14 protein-coding genes and 1 pseudogene are annotated in these 17,077 nt (G+C 60.3%); 6 read left to right on the top strand and 9 right to left on the bottom strand.

Features of this window, described 5'->3' with window-relative positions; all coding sequences use genetic code 11:
* Positions 1 to 276, top strand: a 276-nt coding sequence (locus tag ACQKP2_RS28105) for a class II fructose-bisphosphate aldolase (protein ID WP_427581341.1), incomplete at its 5' end; no start/stop codon positions are given.
* Positions 277 to 480: 204 nt separating this feature from the next.
* The gene (locus ACQKP2_RS28100; RefSeq protein WP_427581339.1) at positions 481 to 939 is read left to right on the top strand and encodes a ubiquitin-like protein; all 459 of its coding nucleotides are present in this window, start codon (positions 481 to 483) and stop codon (positions 937 to 939) included.
* Between the two features lie 240 nt (positions 940 to 1,179).
* Here ACQKP2_RS28100 and ACQKP2_RS28095 read toward each other — a convergent pair whose 3' ends face one another.
* A complete protein-coding gene (locus ACQKP2_RS28095; protein ID WP_427581338.1) occupies positions 1,180 to 1,848 on the bottom strand; it encodes a polysaccharide lyase family 7 protein in 669 nt (222 codons plus the stop codon).
* 323 nt (positions 1,849 to 2,171) lie between these two features.
* Here ACQKP2_RS28095 and ACQKP2_RS28090 point away from each other — a divergent pair, with 323 nt between their 5' ends.
* Genes ACQKP2_RS28090 through ACQKP2_RS28080 form a run of 3 tightly spaced genes read left to right on the top strand, consistent with a single transcriptional unit; the run spans position 2,172 to position 5,163 of the window.
* The gene (locus ACQKP2_RS28090) at positions 2,172 to 4,295 is read left to right on the top strand and encodes a putative bifunctional diguanylate cyclase/phosphodiesterase (protein ID WP_427581337.1); all 2,124 of its coding nucleotides are present in this window, start codon (positions 2,172 to 2,174) and stop codon (positions 4,293 to 4,295) included.
* 45 nt (positions 4,296 to 4,340) lie between these two features.
* Positions 4,341 to 4,832, top strand: a complete 492-nt coding sequence (locus ACQKP2_RS28085) for a M48 family metallopeptidase (protein WP_427581335.1) — start codon at positions 4,341 to 4,343, stop codon at positions 4,830 to 4,832.
* Between the two features lie 34 nt (positions 4,833 to 4,866).
* Entirely contained in the window at positions 4,867 to 5,163 is a 297-nt protein-coding gene (locus tag ACQKP2_RS28080) for a winged helix-turn-helix domain-containing protein (protein WP_427581334.1), read from the top strand.
* A 102-nt stretch (positions 5,164 to 5,265) separates the two neighbouring features.
* Here the strand turns inward: ACQKP2_RS28080 and ACQKP2_RS28075 are convergent, their stop codons facing one another.
* Positions 5,266 to 5,718, bottom strand: a complete 453-nt coding sequence (locus ACQKP2_RS28075; protein WP_427581333.1) for a GNAT family N-acetyltransferase — start codon at positions 5,716 to 5,718, stop codon at positions 5,266 to 5,268.
* A 256-nt stretch (positions 5,719 to 5,974) separates the two neighbouring features.
* Here ACQKP2_RS28075 and ACQKP2_RS28070 point away from each other — a divergent pair, with 256 nt between their 5' ends.
* Positions 5,975 to 6,712: a substrate-binding periplasmic protein gene (locus ACQKP2_RS28070; protein ID WP_427581332.1), complete on the top strand. Its 738-nt coding sequence runs from the start codon at positions 5,975 to 5,977 to the stop codon at positions 6,710 to 6,712.
* 22 nt (positions 6,713 to 6,734) lie between these two features.
* On the opposite strand, the gene yccS is transcribed toward ACQKP2_RS28070, so the two are convergent.
* The 7 genes and pseudogenes from yccS to ACQKP2_RS28035 form a co-directional block, all read right to left on the bottom strand.
* The gene (gene yccS / locus ACQKP2_RS28065; protein ID WP_427581330.1) at positions 6,735 to 8,918 is read right to left on the bottom strand and encodes a YccS family putative transporter; all 2,184 of its coding nucleotides are present in this window, start codon (positions 8,916 to 8,918) and stop codon (positions 6,735 to 6,737) included.
* 222 nt (positions 8,919 to 9,140) lie between these two features.
* Positions 9,141 to 10,319 (bottom strand): NAD(P)/FAD-dependent oxidoreductase, encoded by a 1,179-nt coding sequence (locus ACQKP2_RS28060; RefSeq protein ID WP_427581344.1) that lies wholly within the window; start codon positions 10,317 to 10,319, stop codon positions 9,141 to 9,143.
* A 150-nt stretch (positions 10,320 to 10,469) separates the two neighbouring features.
* Positions 10,470 to 11,807: an ATP-dependent RNA helicase DbpA gene (dbpA, locus tag ACQKP2_RS28055; RefSeq protein WP_427581343.1), complete on the bottom strand. Its 1,338-nt coding sequence runs from the start codon at positions 11,805 to 11,807 to the stop codon at positions 10,470 to 10,472.
* 105 nt (positions 11,808 to 11,912) lie between these two features.
* Positions 11,913 to 13,340, bottom strand: coding sequence for a multidrug transporter subunit MdtD (gene mdtD / locus ACQKP2_RS28050; RefSeq protein WP_427581328.1), 1,428 nt, complete (start codon positions 13,338 to 13,340; stop codon positions 11,913 to 11,915).
* A 132-nt stretch (positions 13,341 to 13,472) separates the two neighbouring features.
* Complete coding sequence (locus tag ACQKP2_RS28045; protein ID WP_427581327.1) at positions 13,473 to 14,810, bottom strand: TldD/PmbA family protein; 1,338 nt, start codon at positions 14,808 to 14,810, stop codon at positions 13,473 to 13,475.
* On the bottom strand, positions 14,810 to 16,252 hold the full coding sequence (locus ACQKP2_RS28040) for a TldD/PmbA family protein (RefSeq protein ID WP_427581326.1): 1,443 nt from the start codon (positions 16,250 to 16,252) through the stop codon (positions 14,810 to 14,812). The genes ACQKP2_RS28045 and ACQKP2_RS28040 overlap by 1 nt, the downstream gene beginning before the upstream one ends.
* A 306-nt stretch (positions 16,253 to 16,558) precedes the next feature.
* Positions 16,559 to 16,984, bottom strand: a pseudogene (locus ACQKP2_RS28035) (GMC oxidoreductase); the annotation flags it as partial.
* Positions 16,985 to 17,077 lie beyond the last annotated feature (93 nt).

Here is a 17,077-nt window from a genome sequence, read left to right as displayed (position 1 = left end):
GTCGAAGGCATCAAGCACGGCGTGCGCAAGGTCAACATCGACACCGACCTGCGCCTGGCCTCCACTGGCGCCATGCGTCGCCTGATGGCCACCAACCCGAGCGAGTTCGACCCGCGTAAATTCTTCGGCGCCACCGTCACCGCCATGCGCGACGTGTGCATCGCCCGCTACGAAGCCTTCGGCACCGCCGGCAATGCCTCGAAGATCAAGCCGATCTCCCTGGAAGGCATGTACCAGCGTTATCTGAAAGGTGAGCTGAACGCCAAGGTCAACTAAGACTTGGGTGTTTGTGCTGCATGAAAAACCCGCCGAAAGGCGGGTTTTTTTATTCCGTTTTTTTAGTTTTGTTTGAATGCTTACTTGGAAATGATATTGCGGTCTGTCAACTCTGACAGTTGTTCGATTAATTCTAAAAAATGAATATCGAACCTCAACAAGCCGCTTTCCACGGCGTTCCATGCATGCCTTCAGGGAGGTGTTATGGACAGTGCAGCTCAAGCCGAACTGGATGTAGCAAAGGTGGGGGATCGGGTTTTTGTGGATTTTGTTTTTAATGATGCGATTTCAGGGGCGGAGGAGGTTCGAAATCTTACAGGTAGACTGGACTATAAAGATGCCTCGATGATTGCCGTCACCGGAGAGAGTGGAGATGGTGTCTCTCGATCCGTTCTCATAAAAAGAATTACCAGCTTTAATCTGGATAGACTAACTTCGAGTCCTGCATCGATATACATCACAACACCGGCTCAGAAAACGATAGCGCTACAGGTTGTCGCAACAGATACGGTTGAAGATGTGAAAGCGAAAATTCAAGAGAAAGCAGGTTTGGCGCCAGATAGTCTGCAATTGATATTTTCAGGAAAAGCTCTGGTAAATGAGAGAAGTCTGGCCAGTTACAATGTGCTGGTCGGGTCGGTATTGAATCTAGTGATTCGTTAATGTTTGAAGATTAAATATTCTTTGCCCTGGAGCCACCAGTACATGACTTCGAAAGTCTGCCGATAAGCGTTGCACCGAACTTGTTGACTGTAGGAGCGAGCATGCTCGCGATGGTCGTTAACGATAACGCGAGCTTCCTGGCTATACGCGGCGTACTTGAGTTCACCGCGGGCAAGTCGGATCGACGCACCGCTCGCTCCTGAAAAAAAACGATAAGCAGGTTTTTAAAGTGAGCTTCGACTATTTGTTGTGATCGATATCCAGCTTGCTGAACGTCACTTTGCCGCCCTCCGTCGTGTAGCCGGTATTGTCCTGCACATACACGCCGGCCTTGAAGTACAGCGGCTTGTCGCGCCAGGTGGCGCTGATTTTGGTGTCCCACTGATAGCCGGCGGCACTGATGCCCAGTGCGCCGCCGGGGCTCAAGTGGATGAGGTAGGAAAACTCGCGGTTCAGTTTCACGCCGGTGGCGATGATGATGACCCGGCCTTCATCGTCATCGGGATGCATACGTACCTTGGCGACGATGTTGCCGGTTTCGGTTGTGGTCTTGTATTGATATTCGACCTTCACCAGTGGCTTCTGGCTGTTGAAGGCGTGGATCTGACCGATGACGATCTTGCCCGAACTCGGTACCTGGTTTACCGCCAACGTTGCACGCAACAAGTTGTCGGCATCCGGGTACAACCAGTTTTTCAACGTGCCGTTGCTGTAGGTTTCCCGCAGTTCGGTGCGTGGATAGATTGCGTTTTCCGTGCGTGAGCCTGTCACCGGGGTCCAGAAATACAGCGTACCGGTATCGGAATGGAAGTATTGATCCTTGAAGCCGTTGACCAGTTTCGAGGTTTCCACAGTGTACGGCGGGGTGCCGACAGGAACGCTCAGGTTCCAGGTTGCGAGGTCGATCATTGTCAAAGCTTCCGCGAGTTGTTGCTGCACGCGCGTACCAATGGCTCTAGCACGCGCTTTTGGGGGCGATCTTTATAAGCGCAGCGCGTGTTTTTGTTAACGCCCGTCCGGCGGTTGGCTGGCGTCAACATCCTGTCGAAGTGCCATATCGCCCGGTTTTGTTGGCTTGCAGCGATGACCGTTAGTCGGCAAATGAACGCATTGGTTAAATGATGGCGTACTGACACCTTCTGCTTTTGTGGAACCCGGTCTAGAGTGATGGCACAGTATCTGTCCGGTTTTCACGAGAAATCGGCCTGACGTCCTGAATAAAGAGAAGCAGCATGGAATGCGCGCCCCCACCGCCAGTCGAAGGCAACCCAACCCTTCTGATAGTCGATGACTACCCTGAAAACCTGATCAGCATGCGGGCGTTGTTGCAGCGCCAGGACTGGCAGGTCATTACCGCCGCCTCGGGCTTCGAGGCACTCAGTCTGCTGCTTGAACACGAAATCGATCTTGTCCTGCTGGATGTACAGATGCCCGGCATGGACGGATATGAAGTGGCGCGCCTGATGCGCGGCAGTCAGCGCACGCGGCTGACGCCGATCATTTTCCTGACCGCCAACGAGCAGTCACAGGATGCCGTGATCAAGGGCTATGCCAGTGGCGCGGTGGATTACCTGTTCAAGCCCTTTGACCCGCAGGTGCTCAAGCCCAAGGTCCAGGCATTGCTGGAGCATCAGCGCAATCGCCGGGCCTTGCAGCGCCTGAGCCACGACCTGGAGGTGGCCCGGGCATTCAATGCCTCGGTGCTGGAAAATGCCGCCGAGGGCATTCTGGTGGTGGGCGAGGACGGTCTGATTCGCTTCGCCAACCCGGCGATGTCACGGCTGCTCAACGCCACGGTACAGGAGCTGCAAGGCAGGGAGCTTCTGGATTTCCTGCAAAAACCCCACATCCCGGTATGGGCCGATTCGGAGTTCCTGAGCCTGTACAAGCGTGGGGAAACCTTGCGCCTGCATGATGCCTTGCTGCGTACGGCGCCCGGTCAACAGGTGCCGGTGGCCCTGTCCTGCGCCCCGTTGCCCGCAGAGCAGCATGCGATGGTGGTGACCGTGCTGGACATGTCGGTCGTGCGCCACCTGCACCAGCAACTTGAGTTCCAGGCCGTCACCGATCCCCTGACCGGACTGCTCAACCGTCGTGGCTTTCATCAGACGGTGGAAAATCTGCTGCTGCGCGGCGAGCGCTCCGACAGTGCCTGGGTCCTGATGTATCTGGATCTCGACGGTTTCAAGCGGGTGAACGACTCCCTGGGGCACGATGCGGGTGACCGGGTGTTGCGCTGGGTGTCCGAGCAGTTGAAGGCATGCCTGCGTCCCTTCGATATCCTGGCGCGCATGGGGGGCGACGAGTTCACCGCGTTGCTGGATCTGGAGTTCCCCGAGCAAGCGGCCAGGCTCGCCGAAAAACTGATCGAGCGTGTGTCGATCTGTCAGCAGGTCGACGGCCTGGATATCGCCCTGGGCGTGAGCATCGGCATCGCCACCTTTCCCGACTGTGGGGCCAATCTGGACGGCTTGTTGCGTGCTTCCGACATTGCCATGTATGAAGCCAAGCGCGCCGGCCGGCAGCAGTATCGTTTTTACGATCACGAAATGAATGGCCGGGCACGCTCGCGGTTGATGCTTGAAGAAAGCGTGCGTACAGCCATCGAGCACCGTGATTTCAATCTGGTCTATCAACCGCAGGTGGCGATTGCCGATGGGCGGATTCGCGGGTTCGAAGCCTTGTTGCGTTGGCAGCACCCGAGCGTGGGCGATGTCCCGCCGGGGTTGTTCCTGCCGTTGCTGGAGGAGGCGCGTTTGATCAGTCGCCTGGGTAGCTGGATTTACCAGCGCAGCGCTGCGCAACGCAAAGCCTGGGAAGGTCAGTTTGCCGAGGACCTGGTGCTGGGGGTCAGCCTGAGCGCCACCCAGTTCGCCATGCCCAATCTGGTCACCGAATTGCGCCAGGTGCTGGAGCGTCACGGCTTGCAGCCGCGTCATCTGGAAGTCGAGGTGACGGAAGACGCCTTGATGCACAACCCGGAAGAAACCCGCAAGCAATTGCGATTGCTGCGCAACCTGGGGGTGCGGGTGGCGCTGGATGATTTTGGTTCAGGGCCCTGTTCGCTGTCACACCTGCGCGATCTGGAACTGGACACGCTCAAGCTTGATCGGCATTTGATCGCCCGGTTACCGGAGTCCGCGCGGGATGCCGCGCTGGTTCGCAGTGTCATCGGATTGTGCAAACAGTACGACATGCTGGTCATTGCCGAAGGGGTGGAAACCGTCGCGCAGTATCAGTGGCTGCTGGCCAACGGATGTGAGTACGTGCAAGGTTTTCTGGTGGCGCGGCCGATGATGGCCGAGGATACCGGTCATTTTGTGCAGCCCTTCGACTGGAGCGCGCTCACCGGCTGAATTCGCTACACTGGCGACCTTTCCGTGATACGTGTTGCCGCTGCGATGACCGCGTTGAAATACCTCCAGGCTTATCCCGCTTCCTTGCAGGATCAGGTGCGCCAGCTGATCTCCGACGGTCGGCTTGGCGAATACCTGAGCAAGCGCTACCCGCAGAAGCACGAGGTGCAGAGCGACAAGGCGCTGTACACCTATGCGCTCGACCTCAAGCAGCAATATCTGCGCAATGCACCGGCCATCGACAAAGTACTGTTCGATAACCGCCTGGACCTGACCCATCGAGCCCTGGGCCTGCACACCGCAATCTCGCGGGTGCAGGGCGGCAAGCTCAAGGCCAAGAAGGAAATTCGTGTGGCGTCGTTGTTCAAGGAGGCGCCCGCCGAGTTCCTGAAGATGATCGTGGTCCACGAGTTGGCGCATTTCAGGGAATCGGATCACAACAAGGCGTTCTACCAACTGTGCGAACACATGTTGCCGGGTTATCACCAGGTGGAGTTCGATGTGCGGGTATACCTGACCTGGCGGGACATGCAGTAGCTGGCACCCAATAATCGCTACAAGGAGTGTGTGGATGGATGTGAGCAAGACCAAGAGCAGCTTCTATCGCCGCCTGTATGTGGCTTACCTGATCGACAGCGGACTGGCCAGCAGTGTTCCGGCATTGACCGACGTCACCGGTATGCCGCGACGTACCGCTCAGGACACCATCGCGGCCCTGGCGGATCTGGATATCGTTTGCGAATTCGAGCAGGAAGAAGGTGCGCGCAATCATGCCGGCCGTTACCGGATACGCGATTGGGGGGCGATTGACCGGGGGTGGATCGAACGCAACCTGCGGCAGATCAAAGCGGTGTTGGAGTATCCGTAGGTCCAGTGATTATTGGACTGGCCTCATCGCGAGCAGGCTCGCTCCCACATTGGAGCCGTGGTGTACAAAACCTGTGGGAGCGAGCCTGCTCGCGATTGGGCTTCAAAGTCGACGCATGCCGATGTGGGGAATGCCATCCTCGACATACACCTCACCCGCCACCTCAAACCCGTACCGCCCGTAATATCCCTGCAAGTGCGCCTGGGCCGAGAGATAGATCGGCATATCGGGCCAGCGTTTTTCTATCTGTATGAGCGCCTGTTCCATCAACTGATGCCCAAGTCCCGTGCCTCGTGCCCGGGGCGCGATGATCACCCGGCCGATCACCACGTCGCCACCTTGCAGCTCGGGATCGAGCAGGCGCAGGTAGGCGACCAGTCGATCTTCATCCCAGGCCATCAAATGGCAAGTGTCACCTTCCAGATCCTGGCCATCGATGTCCTGATAAATGCACTGCTGCTCGATGACGAACACCTCGCAGCGAAGCTGCAAAATGGCGTACAGCTGCTCTTTGCCCAGATCGCTGTGGTGCTTGCAGACCCATTCGATTGTCATGTCCTGATTCCCTGAAAACGTCTGCGTGATACTAAGCGCCCCAACGAAGGATGTCTGTATGGCAGGGAAATCTGTGATATAGACCAAAATGCCATCATTCATTTCACGCGCTGCTGTCTTCTTTGTGTAATCTGCAAGGGTGCGATGTGCAGTGGCTTCAATGAGCTAACGTTTAGTACCTGAGCGTGCCGGTACGGGATCTTGGAGTTTTGGCTGAAAACACGTCGGGCAGCCCGCCCGCTAAGGATTTTCCAGCATGCCGCGATTGCATCGAGCCTTTGCTTTGATCGGATTGCTGTTGCTTGTTCAAGACGCTGCGGCAGAAAAGCTGCGCCTGGTCGCCGATGCCTGGCCGCCTTTTACCGATAACACGCTGGTCAACGGCGGATTGGCTACCGACATTGTCAGTACCGCGCTGGCGCGAGCCGGCTATGCCAGTGACTTCGAGCAGGTGCCCTGGGCGCGGGCATTGCTGGGTGTGGGTGAAGGCCGATACGACGTGCTGGTCAACGCCTGGTACAACGACGAGCGCACCAGGATCGGCCAGTTTTCCGCCGAATATCTTGTCAACCGTGTGCGCTTTATCAAACGCAAGGACACACCGATCGAATTCAATAATCTGCAGCAACTGCACACCTACCCGGTGGCGGTGGTGCGCGGTTATGCCTATTCACCGGCGTTCGACAATGATGAGTCACTGCAGAAAGTACCGGTGCACAATTTCGCCATGGCTGTGCGCATGGTCGCCGCCGATCGGGTCAAGCTGACCCTGGAAGATGAATACGTCGCGCGTTACTACCTGGCCCGTGAATCCACCAAAGTGCGCAACGCCGTGGAGTTTTTGCCTACGCCGCTGAGCGAAAACAGCCTGCACATCCTGGTCAGCCTGAAAAACCCGGAACATGAGCAGATCGTCGCCGGATTCGATCGGGAAATTGCAGCGATGAAAGCCGATGGCAGTTATGCACGATTGATGAAGCAGCATGGGATGTAAGCGGCGGGTATAACGCCAACCCTCAGTCCTCGCTCGTATCCTTGATCAGATGCGCCGCCAGGGTGCGTAGCGGTCCCAGTTGCCGGTACATCAAGGCCAGCTGGGTCTGCACCAGTCGTTGACCTTCGTCGATTTCATCGGGCATCTGCTCCAGCTCATTGGCCAGCGCTTCTTCCTCATCGCTTTGTATGGCAATGGCCGACTTGCTGACCAGGCCCTGGGCGATTTCGTCGATGCTGCCGGCCAGTTTCATGCCGGCGCCTTCAATCAACAGCTCGTGCACTTCTGGCGGCAGTCGGGTTTCCCGGTGCGCACCCAGGCCTGACAGGTAACTGAGCAGCGTGTGCGACAGCACCAGAAAGCGGAACCCCACATCCGCCTCCTTACGGAAGTGCCCCGGCTCCATCAGCATGTTGGCCAGGGTGGTCGACAGCGCCGCATCGGCATTGTGCGCATTGCGGCGCGCTAGGCGGTACGCCAGGTCATCACGCTTGCCGGCCGCGTATTGCTGCATGATCTGGCGCAGGTAGATGCTGTTGCAGGCCAGGGTATTGGCCAGCACTTTGTGCAGGCTGCGGCCTTGCCAGTCCGGCAGAAACAGGAGTACAGCCAGACCGGCGATCAGGCTGCCGAGCAAGGTATCGAACAGCCGTGGCAAAAACAGCCCGTAGCCATCACCCACCTGGTTGAAGCAGAACAGCACCATCAGGGTGATCGCTGCTGTCGCCACGGTGTAGCGGGTGGTTCGATTGGTAAAGAACACCACCCCGGCGGCAATCGCGAAACACGACTGGATCAGCGGATTGGGGAACAGATCGAACAGGGCCCAGGCCAGCGTCAGGCCAATTGCAGTGCCGATGATCCTTTGACCCAGTTTGCGTCGAGTGGCGCCATAGTTCGGCTGGCAGACAAAAAGCGTCGTCAGGATGATCCAGTAACCCTGGGACGGGTGGATCAAATGCACCATCGCGTAGCCGATGCTCAAGGCCAGGGGCAAGCGCAGGGCATGGCGGAACAGCAGCGAGGTCGGCGTCAGCTGTGTGCGCAGGCGCATCCAGACATCCTTGAGATTGCGCGGCGAGCGGTCGAGCAGACTGCTGTCGGTGGCATCGGCCAGGGCGTCGGGATTGCTGGCGTCGCTGAGCAATCGGTCGAGGGTGCCGAGGTTCGCCGCCAGTGCCCGCAACGAGCGCAACAAGCCGCGCCAGGCCGGGTTACTCTGGATGCGCAGGTGTTCGAGCGAAGCATGCAGATCGTTCAAGGCTTCGGCGAAGCTGGCGTCATAGGTGAATGGCTGGCGCATCTGGATCGATTCGGCCAGGGCCCGGCAAGCCTTGCCTTGCTGGCGCAACAGGCGCTGACAGCGGAACAGCACGTCGCTATGGAAAAACGCTTCGGCCAGGGCGTTGTAAGGGTAGTGCGAGGAGCTGGCGCGCTCGTGGATGTCCTGGGCCAGGAAGTAGAGTTTCAGGTAGCGGCTGACCTTCGAGCCGGGCCGACCGTTGCCGACCCGGTGCAGGATGATTTCCTTGGCGGCATTGAGTGCCGCCACCACCCGGCCGTTTTGTTGGGCCAGCTCCAGACGCCGGGCCTCGACATCGATCTGCCGGATTGGCTCGAACAGCGACGATTTGAGCTTGAGGTAAAAACCCAGCTCCCGGAACAGCCGCGCCAGGCTTTGCTGCACCGGCTGATTGGAAAACAGCACCTGCCACAGCACCGAGAGCAGGCCATACCAGGCCGCACCGGCCACCAGCAGAACAGGTTCGTGCCAGAAATCGGTCACCGCGCCACCGCGCTGGTCCACGCCGATCATGGTGTAGACCGACAGAATCAACGTCGCCGAGGCGATCGCGCCATAGCGTTCGCCCAGTGCACCCAGCATCGTCAGACCAAAACTGGCCAGAGCGAAGGCGACGATGAAAACAATGGGGTAGGGGAACAGCAGCTCGACCGACAGCGCGGCGACCATGAAACACACCAGCGTCACCGCCAGCGCGTTGAGGCGGCCTTGCCAGCTGTCGTCGGTTTCGGCCAGGGCACTGGCGATAATTCCCAGGAACAACGGGATCAGCAATCCCATTTCATCCTGATACCAGCACAGCGCCATGGTGCCGGTCAGGGCGATGAACACCCGCACGCTATAGCTGAATTTATCCAGCGCCCACAGGCGACGCAGAGACTGACGAAACGAGGTCGATGACATGAAATGCGAGGGCCTTCCGAGGCGATGACGCTAAATTGAGCCAGTAATGACGCCGACGCAATGGCGGCGATCACATCAAGCAGCAAAATCCATTCCGTTCATGCGCCCCAGATCAATGTGGGAGCGAGCCTGCTCGCGATGAGGTCGGTACATTCAACATGGATGTCGACTGTCAGACCGCTATCGCGAGCAGGCTCGCTCCCACATTTAGAGTTGTGTTCGTCAGACGTACTGCGCGGCCGCGTAGCCCGAGGCCCAGGCCCACTGGAAGTTGAAGCCGCCCAAATGGCCGGTGACATCGAGCACTTCGCCGATGAAATACAGGCCCGGGCTTTTCTGCGATTCCATGGTCTTGGACGACACCTCGTTGGTGTCCACGCCGCCCAGGGTCACTTCGGCGGTGCGGTAGCCCTCGGTACCGGCCGGGACGACTTTCCAGCTCGCCAGTTTTTCGGCGATATCGGCAATCTCCGCATGGGTGTACTGCTTCATCGGTTTGGAGACGAACCAGTCATCCGCCAACAGGTTGGCCATTTTCTTGGTGAAGATCTCGCCGAGCAGGGTTTTCAGTTCGCTGTTGGGGCGTTCGGCTTGCTGCTGTTGCAGCCAGGTCGGTACGTCATGGTCCGGCAGCAGGTTGATTTCCACCGTGTCGCCCGGCTCCCAGAACGAAGAGATCTGCAAAATCGCCGGGCCGCTGAGACCACGGTGGGTGAACAGGATGTTCTCGCGGAAGCTCTGGTCATTGCAGCTCACCAGGCAATCCACCGACGTGCCGGACAGCTCGGTGCACAAGGCCTTGAGCTGATCGGTGATGGTGAAGGGCACCAGGCCCGCGCGAGTTGGCAGCAGCTCATGGCCGAACTGTTTGGCCACCTGATAGCCGAAACCGGTGGCGCCCAGCGTCGGGATCGACAGGCCGCCGGTGGCGATCACCAGCGATTCGCAGGTCACCTGGCCGAGCGTCGTGTCGAGCAAATAACCCTTTTCCAGCTTCTCGATGGTCTGGATCGAGGTGTCCAGGTGCAGGCTGACGCCCACCTGATTGCACTCCTCGAGCAGCATTTCCAGGATGTCGCTGGACTTGTTATCGCAGAACAACTGGCCGAGTTTTTTCTCGTGATAAGGCACGCCGTGCTTGGCCACCATGCCAATGAAATCCCATTGGGTGTAGCGGGCCAGGGCCGATTTGCAGAAGTGCGCATTCTGCGAGAGAAAATTGCCCGGTTCCGTGTACATGTTGGTGAAATTGCAGCGGCCACCACCCGACATCAGGATTTTCTTGCCGGCCTTGTTGGCATGGTCGAGCAACAGCACCTTGCGTCCGCGACCGGCGGCAGTCAGTGCACACATCAACCCTGCGGCGCCAGCGCCAATAATCACGACTTCGGTAGAGCGCAAAACGGTGTCCTCTTGATGACTCACCACAAAACGAACCTGTAGGAGCGAGCACGCTCGCGATGGAAGACGGAGCACCGCTGGGCATCAGACAGCCCGCGTCATTGTTGACGACCATCGCGAGCGTGCTCGCTCCTGCAGGGGGAAGCGTTTTTACAAAATACGCACGCGCAGCGAACGGCCCTTGATCTTGCCGCTGTTCAGGCGCTGCAAGGCCTGCTTGGCGATGCCACGCTCCACGGCCACGTAGGCCTGGAAGTCGAAGATCGCAATCTTGCCGACCTGAGTGCCGGGGATGCCGGCATCACCGGTCAGTGCGCCGAGGATGTCGCCAGGACGCACCTTGTCCTTGCGACCGGCGGCGATGCACAGGGTGCTCATGGCCGGCAGCAGTGGGCCACTGCCCTGGGACTTGAGATTGTCCACTTGGTCCCAGTTCAGGGGCGATTTCTGCAGTTGTTCGATGGCCTGCGCACGGTGAGCCTCGGAGGGCGCGACCAGGCTGATCGCGATGCCTTTCTCGCCGGCCCGGCCGGTACGGCCGACGCGGTGGATGTGGATTTCCGAATCGCGCGCCAGTTCGACGTTGATCACCATGTCCAGCGAATCGATGTCCAGGCCGCGGGCGGCGACGTCGGTAGCCACCAGCACGGAGGTGCTGCGGTTGGCGAACATGGCCAGCACCTGATCGCGGTCACGCTGTTCCAGATCGCCGTGCAGGCCGACTGCACTGATGCCTTTGGCGGTCAGGTGATCGACCGTGTCCTGTACTTGCTGCTTGGTAAAGCAGAACGCCACGCAGGAGGCAGGGCGGAAATGCCCAAGCACCTTGGTCACGGCGCTCATGCGATCTTCCGGGGCAATCTCGTAGAAACGCTGCTCGATCTGCGTGTCGTCGTGCAATGCCTCGACCTTGACCTGCTGCGGATTGCGCATGAATTTGGACGCAAGCTGCTTGATGCCCACCGGATAGGTTGCCGAGAACAGCAGGGTCTGACGGCGTTCCGGGGTCTGCTGGATGATGTCTTCGATGGCGTCGTAGAAACCCATGTCGAGCATGCGGTCGGCTTCGTCGAGAACCAGCGTGTTCACGCCATCGAGTACCAGCGAGCCTTTGCGCAGGTGCTGCTGAATGCGCCCCGGCGTGCCGACGATGATGTGCGCGCCGTGTTCCAGCGAAGCGATCTGCGGACCGAAGGACACGCCGCCACAGAGGGTCAGCACCTTGATGTTGTCTTCGGCACGGGCCAGGCGGCGGATTTCCTTGGCGACCTGGTCGGCCAGCTCGCGGGTCGGGCAAATGACCAGGGCCTGGCAACCGAAGTAGCGCGGGTTGATCGGGTTGAGCAGGCCGATGCCGAAGGCGGCGGTCTTGCCGCTGCCGGTCTTGGCCTGGGCGATCAGATCCAGCCCCTTGAGGATCACCGGCAAGCTTTGCGCCTGGATCGGCGTCATCTGGGCATAACCGAGAGAATCGAGGTTAGCCAGCATGGCGGCGGACAGCGGCAAAGTATTAAAAGCGGTGGCGATGGTGGTCACGGGACTGGCCTGCAAAACAAAATGTCGCGCAGTGTACCAGCCCGATGGCCATTCGCCCTAAGGCTCGATGTGTTCTTCCGGACGTTTGACGCGCCGTCCGTCTTCCTTTGAGAGCTGGGAGAAGATCGTCGCAGCCAGCATCGCCATGATCCCGACAGTCACGAACGTCAGCTGAAACGCGCCCAATACGGTTTCAACGCCATCGTTGCCGATCTCGGCGGTAAACCCGCCCAGCAGCGCACCGGCACAGGCCACACCCAGGCTCAACGACAATTGCGCCACCACCGACAGCAAACTGTTGCCGCTGCTGGCGCTGGCGTCGTCCAGGTCGATCAGCGTCACGGTGTTCATCGCGGTGAATTGCAGAGAGTTGATGGCGCCCAGGATCGCCAACAGGCACAACAGCAGCCAATACGGCGTCTGCTCGCTGACCAGGCCCATGCTCGCCAGCATGATGCCCAGCGCCAGGGTGTTGCCGGTGAGCACGATGCGATAGCCCAGGCGCTCGATCAGCGGCCGTGCCACCCACTTGGCGATCATCGCCGCTGCGGCCAGCGGCAGCATGCTCATCCCGGCCTGTGACGGCGTATAGCCCAGTGCGACTTGCAGCAGCAAGGGCACGAGAAACGGCAGGGCGCCGCTACCGAGTCGGGCGAACAGGTTGCCGAGAATGCCGACGGCAAAGGTGCGGGTCTTGAACAGCGAAGGTGCGAACAGAGGGTTTTCGATATGTCCGGCCCGCAGCCAGTACGCCGCCAGACAGGCCATGCCACCGAACAGCAGCAACATCACCCGCAGGTGCGGCAGGTGCAGCTCGCCCAGGCCTTCCATGGCGATGGTGATCAGAATCATCGCTGCGCCGAACAGCACGAAGCCCAGGCTATCGAAACGCGTGCGCTCGCTGCCACGCAGGTCGGGGATGAACTTCCACACGGCGTAACAACCGACCAGCCCGACCGGCAGGTTGATCAGGAAGATCCAGTGCCACGTCAGGTATTGCACCATCCAGCCGCCCATGGTCGGGCCGATCAAAGGGCCGAGCAGGCCGGGGATGGTAATGAAACCCATGATCCGCACCAGTTCGGAGCGTGGGTAGGCACGCAGCACTACCAGTCGCCCGACCGGCAGCATCAGCGCGCCACCCAGGCCCTGGATCACCCGGGCACCGATCAGCATGGTCAGACTGCTCGACATGGCGCAGAGCAATGAGCCGAAACTGAACAGCAGGATGGCGCCGAAGAAGATCTTTCGCGTACCGAAGCGGTCGGCGATCCACCCCGACGCCGGGATGAGCAAGGCGACCGTGAGCATGTAGGCAATGATCACGCCTTGCATGCGCAACGGATCTTCGGCCAGGTCGCGGGCCATGGCCGGCAGGGCGGTGTTGAGAATCGTCCCGTCCAGGGACTGCATGAAGAACGCAATGGCGACGACCCAGGGCACCCAGCGGGCAGTGATGGCGTCGAGAGGCGGGCGGTTGGGCATGGGACCTCTGTTGTCGGAAATGATCGTTCCCACGCTCCGCGTGGGAATGCCTCAATGGACGCTCGGCGTCCGCTCTTGGGACGCGGAGCGTCCCGGGCTGCATTCCCACGCAGAGCGTGGGAACGAGTAGGGTCAGAGGGTCAGGGTCAGCCGGCTGACCAGCGCCCCCGGCAGGAATGCCGAAGACGTACTGCGCTGGCTGTAGGTGCTCGCCGACAGCAGCAACTCCCGCTCTTCGGTCAGTGCCTCCAGCTGCGAACCGAGCAGGCTGAAGGCGCTGTCGTCGAAGCGCATGGTATTGACCGGTGCCTGGATTTCGCCGTTCTCGACCCAGAAAGTCGCGAACCGGGTCATGCCGGTCAGGCGCGCCGCCGGTTGATCCGAGAAGTTCAGGTACCACAGGTTGCTGATGTACAAACCGGTGCCCAACTGCTTGAGAATCTGCGCTTGTGGCAGCGCTCCCGCGGTCATGTTCAATGCACTGGGTGACTCATCGCTACCGGCGCCGTTGGCGGTCAGACCGTACTCGGCGGCACTGCGCGAACCGACCATGCGCTCGTCGGCCTTGCCTTCGGCGATCAGGCGCAAGTCGCTGCGCGGGTAGCCTTCGCCGGAAAACGCCGGGCTGAGCGAGCCGCTGACTTTCTCGTCGAGCGACACCAGCGGACTGAACGCCTGATCGCCGGCATACAGTTTTTGCAGCGGGCTGCTTTTACTGGCAATCGACTGCGCCGAAAATCCGCCCCAGCACAGCATGCCCATGATTTCCTCCAGCGCCGCCGGCGCCAGATACGCCCGATACTGCCCAGGCGCCAAGGTGCGCAGCGGCCGCCCCAGATAATCAAGCTGCTCGCGGGCTTGCTGGAAACGTTTGGCGAAACCGTCGCTGCTCCACTCATGGCCGGCATAACTGGCCTTCACGGCCTGGCCGTTTTCATGGAACAGGCTGAAGTCGAAGTTGAAGCTGTTGGCCTGATGCCAGCCGAACGCACCGCTGGAGCTGGCAAAACCACGGCTGATGGGGCCGGCCGCATAGAAACCGACCAGGTCCAGGCCCTCGGCGGCGCGGGTGATTTCAGCCACCACCTGTTCGGTGTCTGGCAGCGGATGCGCCTGCACGTTCTGGCTTTGCCAGCCGTTGTGGTTGAGCAGCAGGTACGGATCCTGCGGTAGCAGCGGCAGGGTCTCGCGCAGCTGTTGCAGGCCCTCGGTCAGGCGCTGAAGGTCAACCTGCGGGTCGCCGGCCAGGGTGATGTCGAGATCGGCGTGGCGGCCATCGTCGATCAGTTTCAGGCCGATGCTTGCCTGTTGCACCTGCCCGGCCTGACGCACCCTGGCATGGTTGAAGCGCACGAAGGCCGACGATTCGGCGGCGTAGCTGAGGGTGAATTGTTCCTGCTCGCGCAAGGCATCGCGCAAGCCGTTGACCAGGGCCTTGAATGACTCGAGCCGAGCGTTCGACGTACTCATCAGGCGTCTCCTCCAAACACGTCAACGTTGCTGAATACGCAGGCCGGCGAGGCGTGGCCGACGCGGATCACCAGGTTCGGTTCGCCCTTGCCGCAGTTCGGCGTTCCCAGCACCTGGAACGTCGAGGCATCGCCGACCGCGCGCAGGCTCTTCCAGAATTGTGCGGAAATCGCCCGGTAATTCGGATTCTTCACCACGCCCTTAAGTTCGCCGTTTTCAATCAACTGGCCCCACTCGCAGCCGAACTGGAACTTGTTGCGTGCATCGTCGATGGACCATGAACGGTTGGTGCTCATGAGGATGCCGTGTTCGATGTTGCCGATCAGTTGGGGCAGTGCTTGGTCGCCAGGCTCGATGTTGAGGTTGGCCATGCGGTCGATCGGCGGACGGTTCCAGCCGCAGGCACGACTGTTGGCCACGCCGTCCAGGCCGGCGCGTGCTTGCGACAGTGCACCGCCCAACGGCCGCAGCAACAAGCCTTCGCGAATCAGGAACTGCTTGCTGGCGGCAGTGCCATCGTCGTCATGGCCGTAACTGGCCAGTTGTTCGGGAATGTCGGGGTCGAAGGTCACGTTGAGCAGTTTCGAGCCGTATTGCAGGCTGCCGAAGTCTTCGGCCTTGACGAAACTGGTGCCGGCGTAATTGCGCTCGTCGCCCAGGATGCGGTCCAGCTCCAGCGGATGGCCGATGGATTCGTGGATCTGCAGCATCATCTGGTCAGGCATCAGCAGCAGGTCGCGCGGACCTTGCGGGGTGTTCGGCGCCAGCAGCAATTGCAGGGCCTGGTCGGCGACGGTGGGCCCGGCGCCGACCAGGCCACAGCGACTGATGACCTCGGCGCCGCCCTGCTGGCCGAAGTTTTCCCGGCCCAGGCTGCGGGTCTGGCTGTCATTGCCGTCGTAGGCCGTGACGTCCAGGCCGGGGTAGACGAAACGCTGGGCCTGGCGCAGCTCCGCGCCGGCGCTGTTGAGGTAGATCTGTTCCACGTGGTTGATGCCGATGCTCACCTGCCAGTTCACCAGGCGCTCATCCTTGGGTACCGAGGCCGACTCGGCACCGAGCAGTTCGTAGCAGTCGCTCAGGGACGGAAACGGCAGGTCCAGGTTCGGCGAAAAATAATCGGCCCGTTCACTCGACACAGCCTGTTCGTGCAGGTCCAGCAGTGCGTGGGGCTTGAGTTGGCGGGCCAACTGTTCGGCCCGCTCGAGCGCGGCCTGCAAGCCTTGTTGCGACAGGTCGTTGGTGGCGGCATAGGCTTCGACACCGTTGACCCGTGCGGTCAGCATCGCACCCTCGTCACGGCGCAGGCTGGGCGGTTCGGCGACGTTCTTGCGCACCGACAGGTACTGGCCGGATTCGCGCACATACCGCAGGGAAAAGAATTCGGCGCCCGTGCGCAAGGCAGCAAAGCGCTGCTTGAGCTGGGGGTGGAAATCGAACATTCGGGAACCTCCTTGTCATGGAGTGGCGGCGACGCGGTGAAGCGAGGGGGAGAGGTGAAACGATTGCGTGGCGCTAGAGTAGGCCTGCGAAGGGGGGAGGATCAAGTTTGGATCGGTGGCTGAGCGATCGTTCCCATGCTCTGCGTGGGAATGCCTCAACGGACGCTCCGCGTTCGGCTCTTGACCATTGGGACGCGGAGCGTCCCCGGCTGCGTTCCCACGCAGAGCGTGGGAACGATCAGTGATCAACAGGATTGCAGTGAACCCTGTGGGAGCGAGCCTGCTCGCGATCGGGGCGACGCGGTCTTAGGCCGGCTGGCTGACTTCACGCACCGCTTTGCCCTTGACCGGCGCACCGTCGGCCACGTAGTAGGCGGCCTTGCTGCGCGGCAATGGCTTGCGGCCACGGATCTTGTCGGCGATTTTCTCGGCCATCATGATCGTCGGCGCATTGAGGTTGCCGGTGGTGATGATCGGCATGATCGAGGCGTCGACCACACGCAGGCCCTGCATGCCATGCACGCGACCCTGGCCATCGACCACGGCCATTTCGTCGGTGCCCATCTTGCACGAGCAGGACGGATGGAACGCGGTTTCGGCGTGCTCGCGGATGAACTTGTCCAGTTGCTCGTCGGTTTGCACGTCGATGCCCGGGCTGATTTCGCGGCCACGGAAGGCGTCCAGTGCCGGCTGCTGCATGATTTCACGGGTCAGGCGGATGCCGTCGCGATAAGCGCGGTGCCTTGACGTTCTTCGCGAGCATGCTCGCTCCTACAGAGAGCAATAGCCTTCGGCAACCCGTTAATAAAGACAATAGGGGTCGTT

It is taken from the genome of Pseudomonas sp. NPDC089569, assembly GCF_050280625.1.
Lineage (GTDB): Bacteria > Pseudomonadota > Gammaproteobacteria > Pseudomonadales > Pseudomonadaceae > Aquipseudomonas.
The sequence above is the reverse complement of the archived record's forward strand: the minus strand, read 5'-3'. Positions and strand labels throughout refer to the sequence as shown.

Excerpts from the sequence above, each read along its gene's own strand:
- ACQKP2_RS28100 (WP_427581339.1), top strand. The coding sequence starts at position 481 with ATGGACAGTGCAGCTCAAGCCGAACTGGATGTAGCAAAGGTGGGGGAT.
- ACQKP2_RS28095 (WP_427581338.1), bottom strand. The coding sequence starts at position 1,848 with ATGATCGACCTCGCAACCTGGAACCTGAGCGTTCCTGTCGGCACCCCG.
- ACQKP2_RS28090 (WP_427581337.1), top strand. The coding sequence starts at position 2,172 with ATGGAATGCGCGCCCCCACCGCCAGTCGAAGGCAACCCAACCCTTCTG.
- ACQKP2_RS28085 (WP_427581335.1), top strand. The coding sequence starts at position 4,341 with ATGACCGCGTTGAAATACCTCCAGGCTTATCCCGCTTCCTTGCAGGAT.
- ACQKP2_RS28080 (WP_427581334.1), top strand. The coding sequence starts at position 4,867 with ATGGATGTGAGCAAGACCAAGAGCAGCTTCTATCGCCGCCTGTATGTG.
- ACQKP2_RS28075 (WP_427581333.1), bottom strand. The coding sequence starts at position 5,718 with ATGACAATCGAATGGGTCTGCAAGCACCACAGCGATCTGGGCAAAGAG.
- ACQKP2_RS28070 (WP_427581332.1), top strand. The coding sequence starts at position 5,975 with ATGCCGCGATTGCATCGAGCCTTTGCTTTGATCGGATTGCTGTTGCTT.
- yccS (WP_427581330.1), bottom strand. The coding sequence starts at position 8,918 with ATGTCATCGACCTCGTTTCGTCAGTCTCTGCGTCGCCTGTGGGCGCTG.
- dbpA (WP_427581343.1), bottom strand. The coding sequence starts at position 11,807 with ATGCTGGCTAACCTCGATTCTCTCGGTTATGCCCAGATGACGCCGATC.
- mdtD (WP_427581328.1), bottom strand. The coding sequence starts at position 13,340 with ATGCCCAACCGCCCGCCTCTCGACGCCATCACTGCCCGCTGGGTGCCC.
- ACQKP2_RS28045 (WP_427581327.1), bottom strand. The coding sequence starts at position 14,810 with ATGAGTACGTCGAACGCTCGGCTCGAGTCATTCAAGGCCCTGGTCAAC.
- ACQKP2_RS28040 (WP_427581326.1), bottom strand. The coding sequence starts at position 16,252 with ATGTTCGATTTCCACCCCCAGCTCAAGCAGCGCTTTGCTGCCTTGCGC.